This window comes from Paenibacillus sp. MAHUQ-45, from assembly GCF_058133325.1.
In genome coordinates this window covers 88876-107227 of record NZ_JBYUPV010000010.1, presented here as the reverse complement: position 1 = coordinate 107227, position 18352 = coordinate 88876, and the positions used below count along the sequence as shown (strand labels likewise).

Annotated in this window: 15 protein-coding genes; 11 read left to right on the top strand and 4 right to left on the bottom strand. The window is 50.0% G+C overall.

Annotated elements, in window-relative coordinates; all coding sequences use genetic code 11:
* Window positions 1-66: 66 nt before the first annotated feature.
* A complete protein-coding gene (locus AC3Y23_RS20945; RefSeq protein WP_379202620.1) occupies window positions 67-1812 on the bottom strand; it encodes an alpha-glycosidase in 1746 nt (581 codons plus the stop codon).
* A gap of 826 nt (window positions 1813-2638) precedes the next feature.
* On the opposite strand from AC3Y23_RS20945, the gene AC3Y23_RS20940 reads away from it, so the two are divergent.
* The 5 genes from AC3Y23_RS20940 (at window position 2639) to AC3Y23_RS20920 (ending at window position 9910) form a co-directional block, all read left to right on the top strand.
* Entirely contained in the window at window positions 2639-3961 is a 1323-nt protein-coding gene (locus AC3Y23_RS20940; RefSeq protein WP_379202618.1) for a sugar ABC transporter substrate-binding protein, read from the top strand.
* Between the two features lie 109 nt (window positions 3962-4070).
* Window positions 4071-5384 (top strand): sugar ABC transporter permease, encoded by a 1314-nt coding sequence (locus AC3Y23_RS20935; protein ID WP_379202616.1) that lies wholly within the window; start codon window positions 4071-4073, stop codon window positions 5382-5384.
* Window positions 5381-6226, top strand: a complete 846-nt coding sequence (locus AC3Y23_RS20930) for a sugar ABC transporter permease (protein WP_379202614.1) — start codon at window positions 5381-5383, stop codon at window positions 6224-6226. Before AC3Y23_RS20935 ends, AC3Y23_RS20930 begins: the two co-directional genes overlap by 4 nt.
* A 138-nt stretch (window positions 6227-6364) precedes the next feature.
* Window positions 6365-8446 (top strand): methyl-accepting chemotaxis protein, encoded by a 2082-nt coding sequence (locus AC3Y23_RS20925; RefSeq protein WP_379202612.1) that lies wholly within the window; start codon window positions 6365-6367, stop codon window positions 8444-8446.
* Between the two features lie 294 nt (window positions 8447-8740).
* Window positions 8741-9910, top strand: a complete 1170-nt coding sequence (locus tag AC3Y23_RS20920) for an IS110 family RNA-guided transposase (protein ID WP_379202610.1) — start codon at window positions 8741-8743, stop codon at window positions 9908-9910.
* A gap of 896 nt (window positions 9911-10806) precedes the next feature.
* Here AC3Y23_RS20920 and yhbH read toward each other — a convergent pair.
* A complete protein-coding gene (gene yhbH, locus AC3Y23_RS20915; protein ID WP_379202608.1) occupies window positions 10807-12045 on the bottom strand; it encodes a sporulation protein YhbH in 1239 nt (412 codons plus the stop codon).
* Between the two features lie 68 nt (window positions 12046-12113).
* On the opposite strand from yhbH, the gene AC3Y23_RS20910 reads away from it, so the two are divergent.
* Together AC3Y23_RS20910 and AC3Y23_RS20905 are read left to right on the top strand one after the other, a co-directional pair.
* Window positions 12114-13703 (top strand): amidohydrolase, encoded by a 1590-nt coding sequence (locus AC3Y23_RS20910; RefSeq protein WP_379202606.1) that lies wholly within the window; start codon window positions 12114-12116, stop codon window positions 13701-13703.
* Between the two features lie 135 nt (window positions 13704-13838).
* Window positions 13839-14249 carry a hypothetical protein gene (locus AC3Y23_RS20905; protein WP_379202604.1) on the top strand — a complete coding sequence of 137 codons (411 nt, stop codon included), beginning with the start codon at window positions 13839-13841 and terminating at the stop codon, window positions 14247-14249.
* 87 nt (window positions 14250-14336) lie between these two features.
* Here AC3Y23_RS20905 and AC3Y23_RS20900 read toward each other — a convergent pair whose 3' ends face one another.
* Window positions 14337-14798, bottom strand: a complete 462-nt coding sequence (locus AC3Y23_RS20900; protein WP_379202602.1) for a hypothetical protein — start codon at window positions 14796-14798, stop codon at window positions 14337-14339.
* Window positions 14799-14965: 167 nt separating this feature from the next.
* On the opposite strand from AC3Y23_RS20900, the gene AC3Y23_RS20895 reads away from it, so the two are divergent.
* Window positions 14966-15349, top strand: a complete 384-nt coding sequence (locus AC3Y23_RS20895; RefSeq protein WP_379202815.1) for a DUF423 domain-containing protein — start codon at window positions 14966-14968, stop codon at window positions 15347-15349.
* Between the two features lie 112 nt (window positions 15350-15461).
* On the opposite strand, the gene AC3Y23_RS20890 is transcribed toward AC3Y23_RS20895, so the two are convergent.
* Window positions 15462-15977, bottom strand: coding sequence for a hypothetical protein (locus AC3Y23_RS20890; RefSeq protein ID WP_379202600.1), 516 nt, complete (start codon window positions 15975-15977; stop codon window positions 15462-15464).
* Between the two features lie 221 nt (window positions 15978-16198).
* On the opposite strand from AC3Y23_RS20890, the gene AC3Y23_RS20885 reads away from it, so the two are divergent.
* From AC3Y23_RS20885 to sufC, 3 genes are all read left to right on the top strand, one after another.
* Entirely contained in the window at window positions 16199-16501 is a 303-nt protein-coding gene (locus AC3Y23_RS20885; protein ID WP_379202598.1) for a YunC family protein, read from the top strand.
* A 191-nt stretch (window positions 16502-16692) separates the two neighbouring features.
* A complete protein-coding gene (locus tag AC3Y23_RS20880; RefSeq protein WP_379202596.1) occupies window positions 16693-17154 on the top strand; it encodes a Dps family protein in 462 nt (153 codons plus the stop codon).
* Between the two features lie 391 nt (window positions 17155-17545).
* Window positions 17546-18328: a Fe-S cluster assembly ATPase SufC gene (gene sufC / locus AC3Y23_RS20875; RefSeq protein ID WP_066374065.1), complete on the top strand. Its 783-nt coding sequence runs from the start codon at window positions 17546-17548 to the stop codon at window positions 18326-18328.
* The last annotated feature ends 24 nt before the right edge of the window (window positions 18329-18352 follow it).

Here is an 18352-nt window from a genome sequence, read left to right as displayed (position 1 = left end):
TCCTTTCTATTTATCTATCTAGCCAGTCACGAAGACAGGGTAAAGTGTCTTGTATGCGTGAGCTGTTTAAACAACAGCCTTAATAATCGTGTACCCGTAAGCCGGGAGCTTGACGGTAAGCTTGCCACGGTCAGCACGAAGTGAATCGCCAGTGATTACATTCTCCCAACGTGATTCATCAACGTTAACGCGGAGTGTCTGAGCCGTCTCATCTGTATTCACCATGACAATGACGATGTCGTCACCTAGGCGGCGTTCATATGCAAGCTTGGACCCATGATTTGCCGCTTCCAGGAAAGTGATCGTACCCGTGCGCAGTGCCGGATGACTGGCCCGGATGTCGATCAGTCTGCGGTAGAAATCGAACAGGGCGCGATCTTGCTTCTTAGGGTCCCATTCCATGCACTTGCGGCAATCCGGGTCGCCAGCCCCGTCCATGCCGATCTCATCGCCGTAGTAGATACAAGGCGTGCCCATGTAAGTGAACTGGAACAGTGCGGCCAGTTTCATCTTCTTCTTGTCACCGCCAGCCAACGTCAGGAGGCGCGGTGTATCATGGCTGTCCAGCAGGTTGAAGGCCACTTCGCTGGCTTGCAGCGGGTAACGCGACAGCTGTCTGCCAATGGAGTTGGCGAAGCCTTCGGCATCCAGGGAGCCGAGAACGAAGAAGTCCAGCACAGCATCGGTGAACGGGTAGTTCATGACGGCGTCGAACTTGTCACCCTCCAGCCAAGGTGCAGACTCATGCCAGATCTCGCCGAGAATGTAGGCGTCGGGATTGGCTTTTTTCACAACTTTGCGGAAATCGCGCCAGAACTCATGATCTACCTCGTTGGCCACGTCGAGGCGCCAGCCGTCAATCCCGGTTTCCTTGATCCAGTATTCAGCTACTTTCAACAGGTATTCTTTAACTTCCGGATTCTCCGTATTGAGCTTCGGCATCATCGGCTCGAATGCAAAGGTGTCATAAGAAGGGATACCATCGACGACATCCAGCGGGTATTTGTGGATATGGAACCAGTCCTTGTAGCGGGAAGTTTCGCCTTTCTCCAGCACATCCACAAACGGTGCGAAGGTTCGTCCGGAGTGGTTGAAGACGGCGTCGAGCAGCACACGAATTCCGCGTTCATGGCAGGCGTCAACGACTTTTTTCAACGTCTGCGTATCACCAAAGTGGGGATCGATGCTCAAATAATCCTCGGTGTCGTACTTGTGATTCGTGGTCGCCGAGAAGACGGGTGTGAAATAAATACCAGTGATGCCAAGCTCGCTGAGATGGTCAAGGTGGTCAATTACACCCTGCAGATCGCCGCCAAAAAAATTGTCCGGTGCCGGGGTTCCGCCCCAAGGCTGCACGTTCTCTGGGTCCAGGCTTGGATCACCGTTCGCGAAGCGCTCGGGGAAAATTTGATAGAATACGGTGTCTTTTACCCATGCTGGGGGGGTGAAGACATCCACCCGGTTAATGAACGGGAACTCGAAAAGCTTGTTGGGGTTCTCGGGACGGTTACTCTGAAACTCGCTTTCGGTCATCCAAATGCGTTCAGTGTCCTTTTGCAGCAGAAAACCGTACTTCAAGCGGCGGTGCAACGGTACCGACTCGCACTCCCAATAGTCGAACATAGAATCAGAGGTGAAAAGCGTCATCGGGATCAGCTCTTTGGTGGCATCCCAGGCGTATTTGTCTCCGGCCCAGGCGAATACTTCGGTGAGATCCCCTTTTTTGGCCCGCAGGCGGAGGTGAATGGTAGTTTCATCATAGGCATAAGACCAGTTCAAGCGCGGACGATGGTATACAGCTTCCAATAACATGAATGAATTCCTCCCTAAAATGTGGTTGTCGTATGCCTGAAGGGAACTTATGAACCCAGTGTACCCTTTTATGCATACAAATAATGGATTTGCACAGAATTTTGTGCAACAAAAGCATGATTTCTAACAGGAAAACGGTTACCAAACTTCGGTATAGATCAGGATGCACGTTGCAGATAGGGCAGACAGTGTAGGTGATGCGGGTGAGGGATAGCGACAGGAACTCCCGCACTGTACTTGCCCGATCAAGGCAAAAAAGGCACAACCTAGCAAAATAGTCTGCCGAGGTTGTACCTGAGAGTAACATTGCCTTTGTATTTGGAAAGAGCGCCCTGTATTGATTTGGATTATAGCATGGAAGAACAAGGGGTTCAATAACTTTGTTCAAACCATTGCACTATTTTTCACTTTGTAAATCTTCCCCTCTTGGGTCTAAAGGGTTCTAAAATCCCTGCTTAAAGCGCTTGCTAAGATATATAAGTATCTATTAAAGGGAAAATTGATGGTTAAATCTTAATTAATCGTATTAAATAGGAGATATCGTGCGAAAAAGCGAGATAATTGCCCATTTTATTTTCTAAATAAGGATAAATACCTAAATACACTATGTGCAAACGTTTTTACAATCATTCATTCCTGTTGTATGATTAATTCAGTGATGAAGCGCTTTCTAAAACTTGTTTAAGCGAATACATACAGAACGAACGGAAAAACGAATATTTTTTTTGTATCTTCTGAAATCGTTTGCGCAAGTTCTTGCACAACATTTTGTCATCATCATAATGCTTCATCAAAAGTGGTATACAAATTGGGAGGGGTTATTGCAATGAAGTTGAAAAAGCTCATGGTTCTCACCGCAGCATGTTCTATGGTCCTGTCCATTACAGCGTGTGGCAGCAATACAGCCAATAATGGAGGGAATGCAGCCGCGACGAACGCACCTGCTAACAATGGAGGAACGAATACAGACAGCGGGAACGCAGTTGCTGGTGACATCGTCCCTGAAGACGGCGCATCCTTGATCGTCTGGGAGAGCAAAGAGGAAAGACCATTCACGGAAGAAATCGCGAAGCAATTCACGGCCAAATATAATGTTCCTGTCAAAATCGAAGAAGTGCCAGGTCCAGACCAAGTGACCAAACTAACCCAGGACGGACCATCTGGATTGGCTGCCGACGTTATCAACATTCCGCATGACAACCTTGGTAAAGCTGCGAGTGCAAGCCTGTTGCTTCCAAACGATGTTTTTGCCGAGCAGACCAAGGCTGACAACACAGAGGCTTCGATCGTAGGCTCCACGTTTGACGGGGAATTGTACGGCTATCCAAGAGCGGCTGAGACTTATGCCCTTTTCTACAATAAATCTCTGGTAAAAGAAGCACCGAAGTCCTTCGATGACGTTATTGCCTTTAGCAAAACGTTCACAGATAAATCCAAGAACAAATACGGCATCATGTGGGAAGTAGGCAACCTGTATTACAACTACTTGTTCGTGGCTTCGACTGGTGGTTACCTCTTTGGTGATAACGGCACGAACAAAGATGATATTGGTCTGAACAATGAAGGTGCCATCGAAGGCCTGAATGTTTTTGCCAAGCTGAAGGAAGTCTTGCCAATCAAGAGCGGCGATATCAATGCTGATATCAAGCGCAGCCTGTTCAACTCCGGTGACGTAGCTATGGATATTACAGGTCCGTGGGAACTGGGCGGTTACAGAGAAGCTCTGGGCGAGAACCTTGGACTTGCGCCAGTACCTACCGTTGATGGTAAAACAGCAATCACGTTCTCCGGTATCAAAATCTATGCAGTCAATTCGTTCACACAGTATCCGAATGCTGCCAAGTTGTATGCGCATTTTGCAACCAGCAAGGAATCCCAGCTTGAGTTGAACAAGATTATTGGTTCGGTGCCAACCAACAAAGAAGCGTTGGAAGATCCGCAAATCAAGAACGATCCATACGTGTCCGCTTTTGCAGAACAAGCCAAGAACTCCCAACCGATGCCTTCCATTCCTGAAATGGGTAACGTATGGAGTCCTGTGAATGCTGCGCTTCCTGAAATTTGGGATAAGGATGTTGATCCTAAGGTAGCCATGGACAAAGCAGTTCAACAAATCAAGGATCTGAACAATGGTACATCGGCTCAATAATAGCAAGTGCGCTTAGCAATAGCTTGAACAGCACACAGTGGAATTCATTTGCCCGCCGCATGGCGGGCAGTTTCCTTGAATTCCGCGCGGAGAGGAGAATGGATGAGAAATGCAGCGACACCGAACGAGAGCCGCAATACTGTCGACGTTATTCATGGGATTGGGACAAATATATAATCGCCAATTCATCAAGGGACTTATTTTCATAGCTGCTGAAGCTTTAGCCGTCTATTACTTTATTCAAAATCTCGGAAGAGCTTTATGGGGAATAGTGACGCTAGGGGAAACTCCCAGCCACCTGGAGAAGGTAAAGGGCGTTAGCAAGATGGTCCAGGGAGACCATTCCATTTTCATTCTGATTCAAAGTTTGATCACGATTCTTGTACTTATTCTCTTTCTTGCCGCTTGGTACATGAATATTAGAGATGCCTATAAGATCGGCTCCGAACGCGAAGCCGGTCATCAAGCGAACACCTTCAAGCAGACGGTTCGCTATATTATGGATTACAAGTTTGCGCAGACGTTTCTGATTCTGCCAACCGTGGGGATTCTGTTCTTCACCATCATGCCGATCATCTTCATGATCATGCTGGCGTTCACAAACTATTCTGCACCTGGACATATGCCGCCGGCCAAACTGGTGGATTGGGTCGGATTCGAGACCTTCCGCAGCTTGCTGGTGCTGAAATCCTGGAGCCATACCTTCTATGGCGTCTTGACCTGGACGATTGTTTGGGCGGTTCTGTCTACAGTGACCACTTATTTTGGCGGTTTGCTTGTGGCGTTACTGGTCAGCCAGCAGGGTATTCGTTTCAAGGGAATTTGGAGAGCCATTCTGATTGTGCCTTACGCGGTACCGCAGCTGATCTCACTTCTCCTGATGCGCAACTTGTTCAACGGACAATTCGGACCCATCAACCAGTATCTCGGTTATTTTGGGCTAGGTGGTCTCCCGTGGTTAACTGATCCTTTCTGGGCCAAAGTAACGGTTATTATCGTTAACATGTGGGTCGGAATTCCGGTCTCCATGCTGCTGATTATGGGCGTCCTGACTACCATTCCGCGTGATATGTACGAAGCGGCAGAGGTTGATGGAGCATCCGGATATCAGAAATTCCGTATTGTAACGCTGCCGATGGTGCTATTCTCCACAGCGCCTACACTGATTACGCAGTTTGCGGGCAATATCAATAACTTTAACGCCATCTTCCTGCTGACAGGCGGTAGCCCAGTCAACGGAGACTATCAATATGCCGGATCAACAGACTTGCTCGTAACCTGGCTCTACAAATTGACGCTCGATCAGAACAAATACAACATGGCTTCGGCAATAGGGATTATCATCTTTATCATTGTTGCTTCATTCTCCCTGTATAATTACCGCCGGACGAAGTCGTTCAAAGAGGAGGATATGATCCAATGATCGGACACAAACTTGGTAAAACGGTCCGCCTGACTGCGAGCTATATTGTACTTGTCATTCTGTCGATAGCTGCGCTGTACCCGGCGATTTGGATTCTCATGGCGTCCTTCCGTCCTGGTAAATCATTGTACAGCAAAACGTTTATCCCTGAGCAATTTACGCTGGCTCATTACACCGAGCTGTTTACTTCACCAGTCTATATGTTCGGTCAGTGGTATGCCAATACGCTGAAGATCTCGATCATGTCCATGCTGATTGGGGTCGTGCTTACACTGCTCACAAGTTATGCCGTTTCCAGATTCCGGTTCAAGGCCCGTAAGACGGCGCTGTCCACGATTCTGATTCTTGGTATGTTCCCTGGCTTCATGAGTATGATTGCAATCTATTTGCTGCTAAAAGAGTTCCATCTGCTCGATACGCATCTGGCGCTGATTATCGTCTACGCTGCTGGCGCACCGCTCGGCGGTACCTTTATCGCCAAGGGCTTCCTGGATACGATTCCGCGCTCGCTGGATGAAGCGGCCCGGATCGACGGCGCGAGCAATTTCGGAATTTTCGCACGGATTATTCTGCCGCTATCCCGTCCGATGATTACCTACATGGCATTGACCCAGTTCGTCGGCCCATGGGTAGACTTTATCTTTGCCCGCCTGATTCTGCGCTCCAAGGAGAATTGGACCGTGGCGGTCGGGATGTGGGATATGGTCAACAGCCAGCAGAATACGAACTTCACTTTATTCTCTGCCGGTGCGGTGCTTATCGCGGTGCCGATTATGATTCTGTTCGGCTTCCTGCAGCGTCTGCTTGTAGACGGTCTGACAGCGGGGGCTAGCAAAGGTTAATTTCAAGCGCAAGGCTTATACGGTTCAACTGGCAAGCCAACACATAAGCTTCAAGGGAAAGGGGTACAGCCTGTACGCAAGATGTGGAGGGCTGTATCCCTTTTTGACATTTCTACAATCATGGGGAGAGAAAGAGTTATGAGACGGTCATGGATTACACGGTTCAAGTCAGTTGGCATGAAGCTGTTTCTCATTGTGTTCTGTTCCATAGTCCTGCTGTCCACTGTGCTTGGTTTGACATCCTATTATACGGCCAAGGGCATCATCACGGATGAGGTGGCGGCGGCTTCGAGCCAGTCTATTGTGCAGGCTGCGGACAAGTTGGAATTTCTGCTGGCTGAATATGAGGCGCTCTCACGGCAGTTCGCTGTAGACCCGGCATTAAAAGCCGATTTGGAGAGCGCTAATAATAAACAAGTAGGAACGGTGTCCAAGGCCGCTGCGGAGGATCGTATCCGCCGCAAGCTGGATTCTGTCCGGGATTCGGACAAACGGCTGTCCGGGATCCGGCTACTCTCAAAAAGCCTGGTCGATGTCGATTCTTACAAGTCTACGGGAACTGGTGCTGTTCGGAGTGATGAGGGGGTAATCGCTCGAGTGAAACAGATCGAAGACGCCAAGGGCAATCCGGTCTGGTTCCCTGTAAGGGAGAAGGGCTTCTTCGACGTGTACAGCGAGCCTTCTCTGACAATGGGTCGACTGCTGAGAAATATGCAGCATCCCGAGGCAGAATATTACATGCTGATTGAGGTAAAAGGAAGCGCCATTACCGGTCTGCTGGACAACCTTCAGATTGGTAATGGCGGTGAGATCCGCATTGTCACACCTGAAGGCGTGATTGTGTATGCGGCTGACTCCAGGCTGCTGGAGCAGGAATCCTTCATTAAGGCTCCGGCCATAGTGAAAAGCCAAGACAATTCGGATGCTGCAGCAGGGATGCAGCCCAACCATTCTTTCACTGCACCGAATGAACAGGGGCGGTCTCAATTGGTAGTCTATCAGCCGCTGGGTATCGGTGGCTGGACGATGATCGGCTATGCGCCGGTCAGTGATTTTACAAGCTCAGCCAACAAACTATTGTACATAACGTTATCCGTCGTGCTGGCAGCAGCGGTTGTTGCCTTGCTGATCGGGTATCTATTGCTGCGCCTGGTTGGCAAGCCGCTCGGGAAGCTGGCTGGTTTGATGGAGGAGGGCGAGAAGGGTAACCTTCAGGTTCGTACGAACTTTAAAAGCCAGGATGAGATCGGCCGGCTCGGCCACAGCTTCAACCGGATGATGGAGCAGATTTCATGGTTGGCTACCCAAAGTCGACTGTCGGCAGACGGGGTGCTTTCAACCTCTGCGCAACTGGTAAAGGTGTCGGGCACTACCTCACTACATGCGAGAGAGGTGGCCGCTGCCACGAGTGAAATCGCCGGTGGGGCAGCGAGTCTGGCCGCAGAGGCCGAACGTGGCCACCGTAATGTGGAGATTATGGGGGAGAAAATGCAGGAAGTGACGGAGCTGAACACTACCATGGACAGCTCAGCCGGCAAAATCGTTGCCGTCAGCGGCGAAGGCTCGAAGACCATGAGGCTGCTGGTAGAGCAGAGTGAGTCGGTGGTGAACCTGATGAATCTCATACAGGGTAATTCGGCCAAGCTGCGAGAAAGCACACATTTGATCCGTAGCATCCTTAGTCCAATGATTGCTGTCAACAAGCAGACGAATATCCTGGCGCTCAATGCTTCTATAGAAGCGGTAAGAGCCGGAGAGGCGGGAAGAGGTTTTCTCGTGATTGCTGATGAGATCCGTCAGTTGGCTAACCAGTCGAATCAGTCCATTCAGTCTGTATCGCAGATTACGGAGGAAATCGGGCAGAATATTGAGAATACGGTGAGTGTGGTCAATGAAGCCGCGCCGCTATTCGGGAAGCAGATTGATTCGGTACGAGAATCTTCTGTGATCTTCAGTCAGGTACAGACAGAAATGGAACAGTTTCTCGAGCATATTGCGAATTCTACAGCTGCGGTTAACGAACTGATTGCCTTTCAGCGGCAGCTTGGCGACGCTATGGCGAGCGTTAGCGCCGTGGTGCAGCAGAGCAATGCCTCCACGCAAGAGGTTGCGTCCATGTCTAGCGAGCAGTCCGTGGTCAGCGAAGAACTTGTGGTGTTGTCCGGCAAGCTGGAGGCATTAGCTGAGGAACTGAAGAAATCGCTGGTTTCGTTTCAGTGATTCTCTTAGGGTGTAGGAAGCTCAAGAGTTGTGAATGAAATGGGAGCTTGTACAGTTGTGCGCATGTCGTAGAGCAGGCGGTCATGAGAGTGTATGATGGTGCTGGCGGTACATGGCGGTGCATCGGGGCATGGCAGTACATGGGTGAATGACTGTGCATGGGGTGCATGGCGGCTGGTCAGAGTCCGGTGTAAGTTTTCACACCGTACCTTTGAAGCTGGACTCTGAGCGGAGCTTCGGAATAACAGTTATGATGAACGAAAGGCAGCCCCTGTTCGCACACCGTAGGTTAAAATGGAAGTTGAAAGGACAACCATTTCAGAGCTACATGCGAAAGGAGCTGTTATTATGAAGAATACCATAAAATACGTAGGTTTGGATGTATCTAAAGATAAAATTGCAGTGGCTATTGCAGACGAAGGTCGAGAACCCGCTCGATATTATGGAGCCATTCCCCACACCCCCGATGCCGTAGCTCGATTGATTCGGAAACTCAAAGGTGCAGGGATTACGCTTGAGGTCTGCTATGAAGCCGGGCCTACCGGGTACGACCTATATCGTTGGCTGACGAAGATGGGAATTTCCTGCGGGGTGATCGCACCCTCGCGTATTCCACAGCGCCCCGGCGATGCCATAAAAACCGATCGCCGAGATGCAGAAAAACTAGCTCAGCTTCACCGAGCAGGAGAATTGACCACGATCTATGTGCCGACTGCAGAGCTCGAAGCCTTACGAGATCTCATTCGTGCCCGTGAAGATGCTAGGCAAGACCTACATCGGGCTCGGCAACGACTGATTCATTTTCTGTTGCGCCACCAAATTCACACGCCAGAGGGCATGAAAAAACGCTGGACCAAAAGGTACCGGGAATGGCTGTCCATCTTGAAGTTTAATACTGTAGCTCAAGAACGGGTTTTCACCGAATCTCTGCAGCAGCTCCGGGAAGTGGAGGAGCGAATCAAGCGACTTGAAGCCGCCATGCGAGAAGAAGCACAGATTTGTCCGTACGCGCCAGTCATTCAAGCGTTGCAAGGTCTGCGGGGAATCGCCTTGCTAACGGCGATGACTTTAGTTGTCGAGATCGGGAATTTTGAGCGTTTTCGTTCACCGGCCCAGCTCATGAGTTACCTGGGACTTGTACCACGGGAGTATTCATCGGGAGCAAGCACCCAAAGAGGGAGCCTTACAAAAGTCGGGAATTCCATGGTACGGCGCGCCTTGGTAGAGTCTGCATGGAGTTACCGTCACCGTCCTGCTGTAAAAGGAGATTTAGCCGTGCGCCTGGAGGGACAGAGTGCTCATGTCCATGAAACGTCATGGAAAGCCCAAGAACGGTTACACAGCAAGTATCTAAAGTTAGTCAGACGTGGGAAACATCGAAATTTAACTATAGCTGCTATAGGTCGTGAGTTAGTTGGGTTTATCTGGTCGATTGCGGTAGACGCAGAACAAAAAATGGCGTAATCCGAATAGGAAAATGTGAATATCCCGAGAGAATTGAATCCTTGGGGCATGGAGACAAAGAGAAAGGTTCGAGGAGAATCCGTGATTTTCCTGTGCACAGGATCCATGATCTGACGTGCGAAAACAGTTTACGAAAGCTCCTTCGACGCAGGCATAATATGTGGTAACCAACCCACGGATAGCAGATTGCCAGCCGACGACTCGCATTTTGTCTCTGTGCCCAAGGGATTGAAGACCCTTTGGTTTAAAAGGAAAAACAGGGGAATTGACTAATTCGTTCATAGCAGGAAAATGTACCGTTAATTCTCCCCTTTCAAGGGTTTTACTCGAATTAACGGGAAATTCTCCAGTTAATTTCCCTCTTTATATGAAAATCGAGGGGTATGCTAGAGATTAACAGGAGTTTTTCCAGTTATTTTTTGGAGACACGCCGTTTTTGAATAAATAACGGGAGTATTTCCAGTTGATTAAGCGCTGCATGACATCCGCTGTTACTTAAGCGGCTCTGCGCGCCTGAAGAGCGAGTGTCTGTCGCAAGTCTGTCGCAAGTCTATCGCTTAGCTGTCGCAAGTCTATCGCATGCCTGTCGCATTCCTGTCGCTTGACTGTTGCTTGACTGTTGCTTGACTGTCGCATAACTTTCGTACGGCTACCGCATGTCTATCGCATGTCTATCGCATGTCTATCGCATGTCTATCGCATGCCCACCCACTTGCCCATCCCTTGCTCAAGAAGGGGATCGTCTACCACAAAAAGAAAATGGCGGGTTCAGGAATCCACCTGAGCACCGCCATTTTTTATTTTTTACATTATTTTTTAAGCAGATGGCTTCTCAGCAAAGAATATGCCTATTTTGAGACAGCCCTTTTTCAATGTGAATGGCAATCGGAACGCGGTCAGCGGTTCACGGATTCTCTTTTGCCGAAAAAAGCTTTCAGCGCCTGGTAGACTTCTTTCTTATCCTTGATCACATAATGCATGAACTGCTCATGCTTCAGGTGGCGATAGGCTGACATCAGTGTGCTGCTGCGGTTATACTGGTTCACTTCGCCGTAGCCGAAGAGGTTGCTGCGCTTTAGCAGCTCGCCGATTAGCTTGACGCAGCGCTCGTTGTCGGAGGTGAGATTGTCGCCGTCTGAGAAGTGGAAGGGATAGATGTTGTACTTGGATGGTGGATACCTTTGATCGATAATGTCTAGCGCCTTTTGGTAGGCGGAGGAGCAGATAGTTCCCCCGCTCTCACCTCTAGTGAAGAAATCATGCTCGCTAACTTCCTTGGCTTCCGTATGATGGGCCAGAAAAACAATCTCGACCTTCTCATACTGGCGGCGCAGGAAGCGGGTCATCCAGAAGAAGAAGCTGCGGGCACAGTATTTTTCGAAGGAACCCATGCTTCCTGATGTGTCCATCATGGCGATAATAACGGCATTGGAGTGAGGAACCGTGATATCGTCCCAAGTCTTGTAGCGGAGATCATCGGGGCTGATGCTGTGGATGCCGGGTGTGCCTCTGCTGGCATTGCGCCGGAGATTCTCCAGCAGGGTGCGCTTTTTATCGATATTGGACATCATGCCCTTTTTGCGGATATCGTTGAAGACGATGGACTTTACTTCAATCTCTTCTTTGTCCTTCGGCTTCAGGTGCGGCAGCTCCATGTCCTGGAACAAAATATCCTCCAGATCCTCCAGGTCAACCTCGGCCTCGATGGTATCCTGGCCTGGTTGATCGCCTGCCCGTTCGCCTTTGCCTGGCTGAGCAGAGGAAGAATCGCGCCCCAGCACATCGCCAACCTGGCTGTCACCGTCACCCTGCCCGACATGCTTCTGCTTGCGGAAGTTATAGATAATGCGATACTCATCCAGACTGCGGATTGGAACCTTGACGATTTGCTTGCCGTCGGACAATATAATATTCTCTTCGGTAACAAGGTCGGGCAGATTATCCTTGATGGCTTCCCTGACCTTCTGCTGATGGCGTTCCTGATCCTGATGGCCTTTGCGGTGCAGGGACCAGTCTTCTTTGGATACGACAAAGGTAAAGGGACCGGATGATTGCGACAGGATGACCACCTCCCCATGGATATAAGTTGCGCTGTGAAGCCGGACCTTGCCGGCTTGTAAATAAAGTATATTCATGGCGACGAGGGATATGTGATAATCTCAGAAAGTAAAAGGTGAAGTGACCCGTAAAGGAGCAGAGCTTAATGACAACGATTCTATATAAAAATGGAAAGCTGCCGTCCAACCTCGGAGTGGCAGATGCAATCGTAGCTGAGAACGGCGTAATCACCGCCGTTGGGAAGGGCAAGGAGCTGGCCCTGCAGCTTACAGGCCGGTCTTACTCCACTGTGGACTGGGAGGGCGCTCATGTGCTGCCCGGTCTGGTCGATTCCCATCTGCATCTGGGGATGCATGGGATGAAGCTGGACATGCTTGATTTTACCGGTGTGTCCTCCAAGGGAGAGATGCTGCGCATGATCAGGGAGCGCGCAGAAGTGACGCCTGCCGGACAGTGGATTCTTGGCCTGGGCTGGAACGAGAATGAGTTCAGCCCGGCGGTCGCTCCCCATATCGGAGAGCTGGACGAGATCACGGACCGTCATCCAGTCTTCCTGACCCGGACCTGCTTCCACGCTTATTTGGGGAACAGCGAGGCCTTTCGCCGGGCCGGGATTACGGAAGGAACCCCTGACTTCGCATCAGGCGCGTACGGGCGCGGTGAGGACGGCCGTCTGAACGGCTGGGTGTACGAGGATGCTTCCGCACCGTTCATGGCCGTGCAGCCCGCACCGGACTACGCGGCCAAGAAAGAGGCGATGCGCCGCGGCTATCTGGATGCCTTGGCGCATGGGCTAACGGCAGTCCATACCGAGGATCTACGGTTATTGGACAGTGTGGACACCATGCTGCGGATTCACCGGGAGCTTAATGAGGAGGGGCTGTTCTTCCGCACTCATCAGTTGCTGTACAACACCTATCTGCCGGAGGTAGAGGCGCTAGGTCTTCGCGCCGGTCAAGGCGATGAGTGGCTTCGGCTTGGCGCAGTCAAGCTGTTTACCGATGGAGCCATCGGTGGGCGGACGGCGCTATTGGAACAGCCATACAGCGATGCTCCGCATACGTCAGGCATCGCCATCTATACGCAGGAGCAGATCCATGAGATCACCGTTGCTGCCCGCAGGCTGGGCTTTCCGATTGCGGTCCATGCGATCGGGGATGCTGCTGCGCATATGACGCTTACGGCTATGGAGCATGCGCCGCTACCAATGTCCGCGGCGCTGCCGGACCGGTTCATCCATGCTCAAGTGCTGAATGCCGGGCTGGTCCAGCGCATGAAGCAGCTGCGGCTGATTGCGGATATCCAGCCCCGATTTGTTGCCAGTGATTTTCCTTGGGTATTGGACCGCGTAGGGACAGAGCGAAGGGACTATCTGTATGCCTGGAACAAGCTTCTGTCCGAGGGCATCCCATGCGCCGGTGGTAGCGACGCACCGATTGAGCCGATCAATCCATTCCTCGGTCTGCACGCCGCTGTTACCCGTCGCAAGCCGGAGGAGACCCATGACGGCTATCTGCCTGGGGAGAAGCTCAGCACAGAGGAAGCGGTGGGACTGTTCACGTCCGGCAGTGCTGTAGCAGCCGGGGAAGAACATGAGCGTGGCGCCATCGCCGCCGGGCGCCGGGCTGATTTCACGGTTATTGACCGTGATATCTATGCCGATCCGCAGGAGCTGTTGCAGGTGAAGGTCCAAATGACCGTCGTGAACGGTCAGGTGGCGTATAGCGCGACCTGAGCCATGGTCAGACTGCAGAGGTGCACCTGTCTGCGGGATATTTTTGCAACCAAAACTCCCGGTTATACGTTTATAATAGGGTAGGTTTAATATTTTTATAAACAATAGGATCTGAACTCCAAGGAGGCAGCCAAGATGAGACAGAAACGTATATTCCCTGCCACCGCAGCAGCAGCTGTATTGTTAGTGGCTTTGACCGCTTGTAGCGGAAATAACTCGGCCCAGTCCGCCGAAAGCAGTGCAACGCCAGTGCCAACAGTGATTCCGGTTGAAAGCACTGAGCCTACAACTTCGCCAAGTGAGGAAGCTGGTGCGATCAAGGGAACTGGAATTTATAACGGTCAGATTGACAACCATTCTGTGGAAATTGAGACGAAGGAAGGGGCCACATCATTCGAATTGGGACTCGGCACGGAGAATGTACCGGCGAGTCTGAATGAGGGCGATTCTGTGGTCTTTGAATATGTGGACAAAACCGTAGAAGGCGATGAGAGCTTGAAGCAGCATATCCTGTTGAAGCTTTCTTTGGCAGATACGGGAGGCTGACGCGGCAATTATATTATGAAGGATAACGGGTGTGCCATTCCTGACAAGGAGGGCACACCCGTTTGTGTCTACTGCGAATCACCGGGATTAAAGTCCGCCGGCATTGACGAAGACTGTAGATATCAGCAGCATAAAAAGAAGTACGATGACCCCATTGATAATGGTGCCAATAATACCAAGCACCTTCCGACGATTGCGCAGGACGAGACCGATGATGCCGACAATTACGCCGATCACATTCAGGGCTGATAGAATCAGTACGGAAAAACCAACAGTGATAATGAGTTGAGACGCATCAGCCAATAGATTCCCAGATTGATCGAATACGGTGGATGCCATCGCGCCTACGATCACAAAAGCAATGACGTAGCCGAGCACGGTGACCATACTGATGACGAATGAAGCGATGCCAGGCCCAGAATGCTTGAAATTCTGTTTCATCTCTTGGTAGTGGTAAGGTTCCTGAATTTCATGCGATTGTTGGTTGGAAAACACTTCTTCCAATTCTGTGTCCGGCGACTCCGGCTTCGATTGAGCATTATACTCCACAGGTTACACTCCTTTTTGAAGCTAAGAATAAATGTGTACTCCTAACTTTTTCATAAGGTGGGGCTAAAAGCAAGTCCCCGGACGCAAAAAGTTCATGGATTCCGGCTGGAAATGATCTGTCGTGATACGTTAAGATAGGGAAAGCATATTCTAAGGAGTTGTCTATGATGCAACGCACATTTATGGCTTGGGGTGCCTTGCTGGCGATGCTGGCGGTAGCTATTGGCGCCTTTGGTGCCCATATACTGAAGCCGGTTATCAGCGAGCATTACATGACGGTCTATGAGACTGGCGTGCAGTACCATATGTTCCATGCGCTTGGCTTAGTTCTGATTGCTCTGGTCGCGGGACAGTGGGGAGAGAGCACACGACTTCGCTGGGCGGGCTGGCTGCTGTTGATTGGCATTGTATTGTTCTCTGGAAGCCTGTACGTTCTGAGTATTACCGGAGTCAAGGTGCTCGGCGCCATCACGCCGCTCGGCGGTGTGAGCTTCATTGCGGGCTGGCTATGTCTGGCACTGGAAGCTTTCGCACGCAAGCCACAACGCTAGTCACAAACTCTACGAACTTATTTACAAGAATGTTTTGGATCCAACAACAAAGAAGCACCCGGCCTTGATGATAAGGCGGGTGCTTCTTTGTTGTGGCCTGTTATGCCGTTCTTTAAGAAAACTCGTCGATCTCGTACAAACTGAAGGTGTAAACTTGCTTCTCATCGACATGATAGACGCTGATCGAGTTGTCTGTCTCATCAAAATTCAAAATGCGGCAGGGAATGGATACCTGCTGTCCGCGACGGTTCGCTCTTAGGCGTACCAACTGATTATTCTGAATATACTGACGGATCTTTCCATGAACATCGGAAGGCCCGTTGTCAGGGGCATTCTTAGCTTGTGGCGCCGCTTGCTGCGCTGATTGCTTCTTCGCCTGCTTCGCTGGCAATTTTATGGGTGTGGGTGGGGGAGTCTCTTGTTGCAGAGCCATTTTAGCCGAACGGAGAAGACTGTCTATTGTACGCCCCAATTCAAGGCCCGAATTAATGTTGAAATCGGTAATCTTGTCATTGTTGTTCAACATCTCAAGCAAATATTGCAAGGCAAGCGGGTTAGTACGGGCATTGATCAGGATGTCGACGTTGAAAAGATAATTGCCGTCTGTGTTTTGTAGTTTTTTGTCCATATTTCCCCCAGCTCAATCGTTTGAAAACGATCCTTCAAATAATAATAAAGCATAATAAACTATACCACTAAACAGGACGAAAGCATATACCTTGCTATAGGGGGTTGCGGACTTTAGTCCCCCTTCGCTAATATGGAAAATATAGGCGTTTCGTCCACACGCGGAGAGCTGGGTGTGAATACAAATACATCGTGGATCGTCAAAACAAGGAGGTGTTGTCTGTGGTTACTTTGGAGCCCATTACGGTAGGGGACCATGTACTGGTCGGAGTGGAAGTCAAACTTCCCAAAACAACATTGCTCACCATCAGCACAAGCCGGGGTTACATTATGTGCGGTGCCCTGGATGTTGGCCTGCTGAATGAGAAGCTGAGCGACCGCGGAATTATTGCTGCACGTGCTGTAGGCGTGCGGACGTTGGCGCAACTTCTCGAAGCACCGCTGGAGTCAGTAACTATAGAAGCAGAGAATCTGGGGATTCATCCGGGCATGCCTGGATCGGAGGCTTTGCTCCGCATGCTTTGAGATGCCAGGTGTCTTTTACCAGGGATAGGGAGTCCGGAGGGCCTGCGGGCCCTTTTTGAATGCGATAAAGGGGGCATAAGGGGAGGCTTCTTGGTTCATCCTACATACGGAAGGGTAAATGGAGAATAGACAACACTAAGCCGGACAGGAACCTGCACCGGTTAATCAACGGATAAGGAAGGGATAGAGACATGGCTAAAGCAACCAACAAAGTCGATACTGCCTCGCTGGAGCAAACTCTGAACCGTGAGGTAGCCAACCTGAACGTGTTGTACGTAAAACTTCATAACTATCACTGGTATGTTAAAGGAGAACAGTTCTTTTCCCTGCATGTTAAATTTGAAGAATTATATGACGATATCACGCTTAAAATGGATGAGGTAGCGGAGCGTCTGCTGAGCATCAAGGGACGCCCTGCAGCTACGTTGAAGGAATATCTCGAACTGGCTACCATCCAGGAAGCGACAGGCAAGGAGGATACACGGGCAATGCTTCAATCCCTGATTGAAGACTTTGCGACTGTAGCGGAAGAGCTGACGGAAGGCATTGAACTGGCGGAACAAGGAAACGATCAGCCGACAGCTGACCTGTTCATCAAAATCCGCAGCGATCTGGAGAAGCAGCAATGGATGCTTCGGTCCTTTTTAGGATAATTAGCAAGGGCGGCGGACAAGCCGTTCTTAGCGTGAATGATCAAAATTCGAGACTAATCGAGCCTCCTGCTGGGGGCTTTTCTTTTTTGCAATGGTTGAATTCTCTATATTGTATTAAAAATTTGTAGACTTCTGTCACAAAAGATATAATTCATACATATCACGCTTGAAGGGAGAGACTTTTATAACTTGAAAATGTAGATAAGCGTTTGTAAAAGAACCTTATTTATAATAAAATTAATGAGAATCATTGATAATCATGCTTTTTCAATTTATAATAATTTTAATGTGATATACAATCTAATTGTGCTGGTAATCAGGGAACACCCTGCTAAATACACATGCAGCTTTCTGATTTCGCAAATCACGAAAAATGGAGGGAATTACAGTTATGGCAGCAGAATTTGTCATCGAGGGATTGAAAGCGACAATTGAAGGAAAAGAGATTTTGAAAGGAATTAACCTTTCCATGAAGGGTGGAGAAATTCACGCGATCATGGGTCCGAATGGTACAGGTAAGAGTACACTGGCTTCCGCTTTGATGGGCCATCCTAAATATGAAGTAACTGAAGGAACAGCAACGCTTGAAGGTGAAGACCTTCTGGAGATGGCTGTAGACGAACGCGCACGTGCCGGTTTGTTCCTGGCAATGCAATATCCGAGTGAAATCTCCGGAGTAACTAACTCCGACTTCCTGCGCAGTGCAATCAACGCACGTCGTGAGGAAGGCAACGAAATTTCATTGATCCGCTTTATCCGTCAAATGGAAGCGAAGATGAAGGAACTGGACATGAACCCTGAATTCCTGCACCGTTACCTTAACGAAGGTTTCTCCGGCGGGGAGAAGAAGCGCAACGAAATCCTGCAAATGATGATGCTGGACCCTAAGATCATCGTGTTGGATGAGATTGACTCCGGTCTTGACATCGATGCTCTTAAAATCGTAGCAGAAGGCGTTAACTCCATGCGTAGCGAAGAGCGCGGCTTCCTGGTTATTACTCACTACCAACGTTTGCTTAACTACATCAAACCAGATTTCGTACACGTAATGATGCAAGGCCGTATCGTGAAATCCGGTGGACCTGAGCTGGCACAGCGCCTTGAAGCTGAGGGTTATGAATGGATCAAGGAAGAGCTGGGCATTGAAGACGAGACTGTAGGACAAGAAGCTTAAGAGACGCCAGGAAGGAGGAGACCA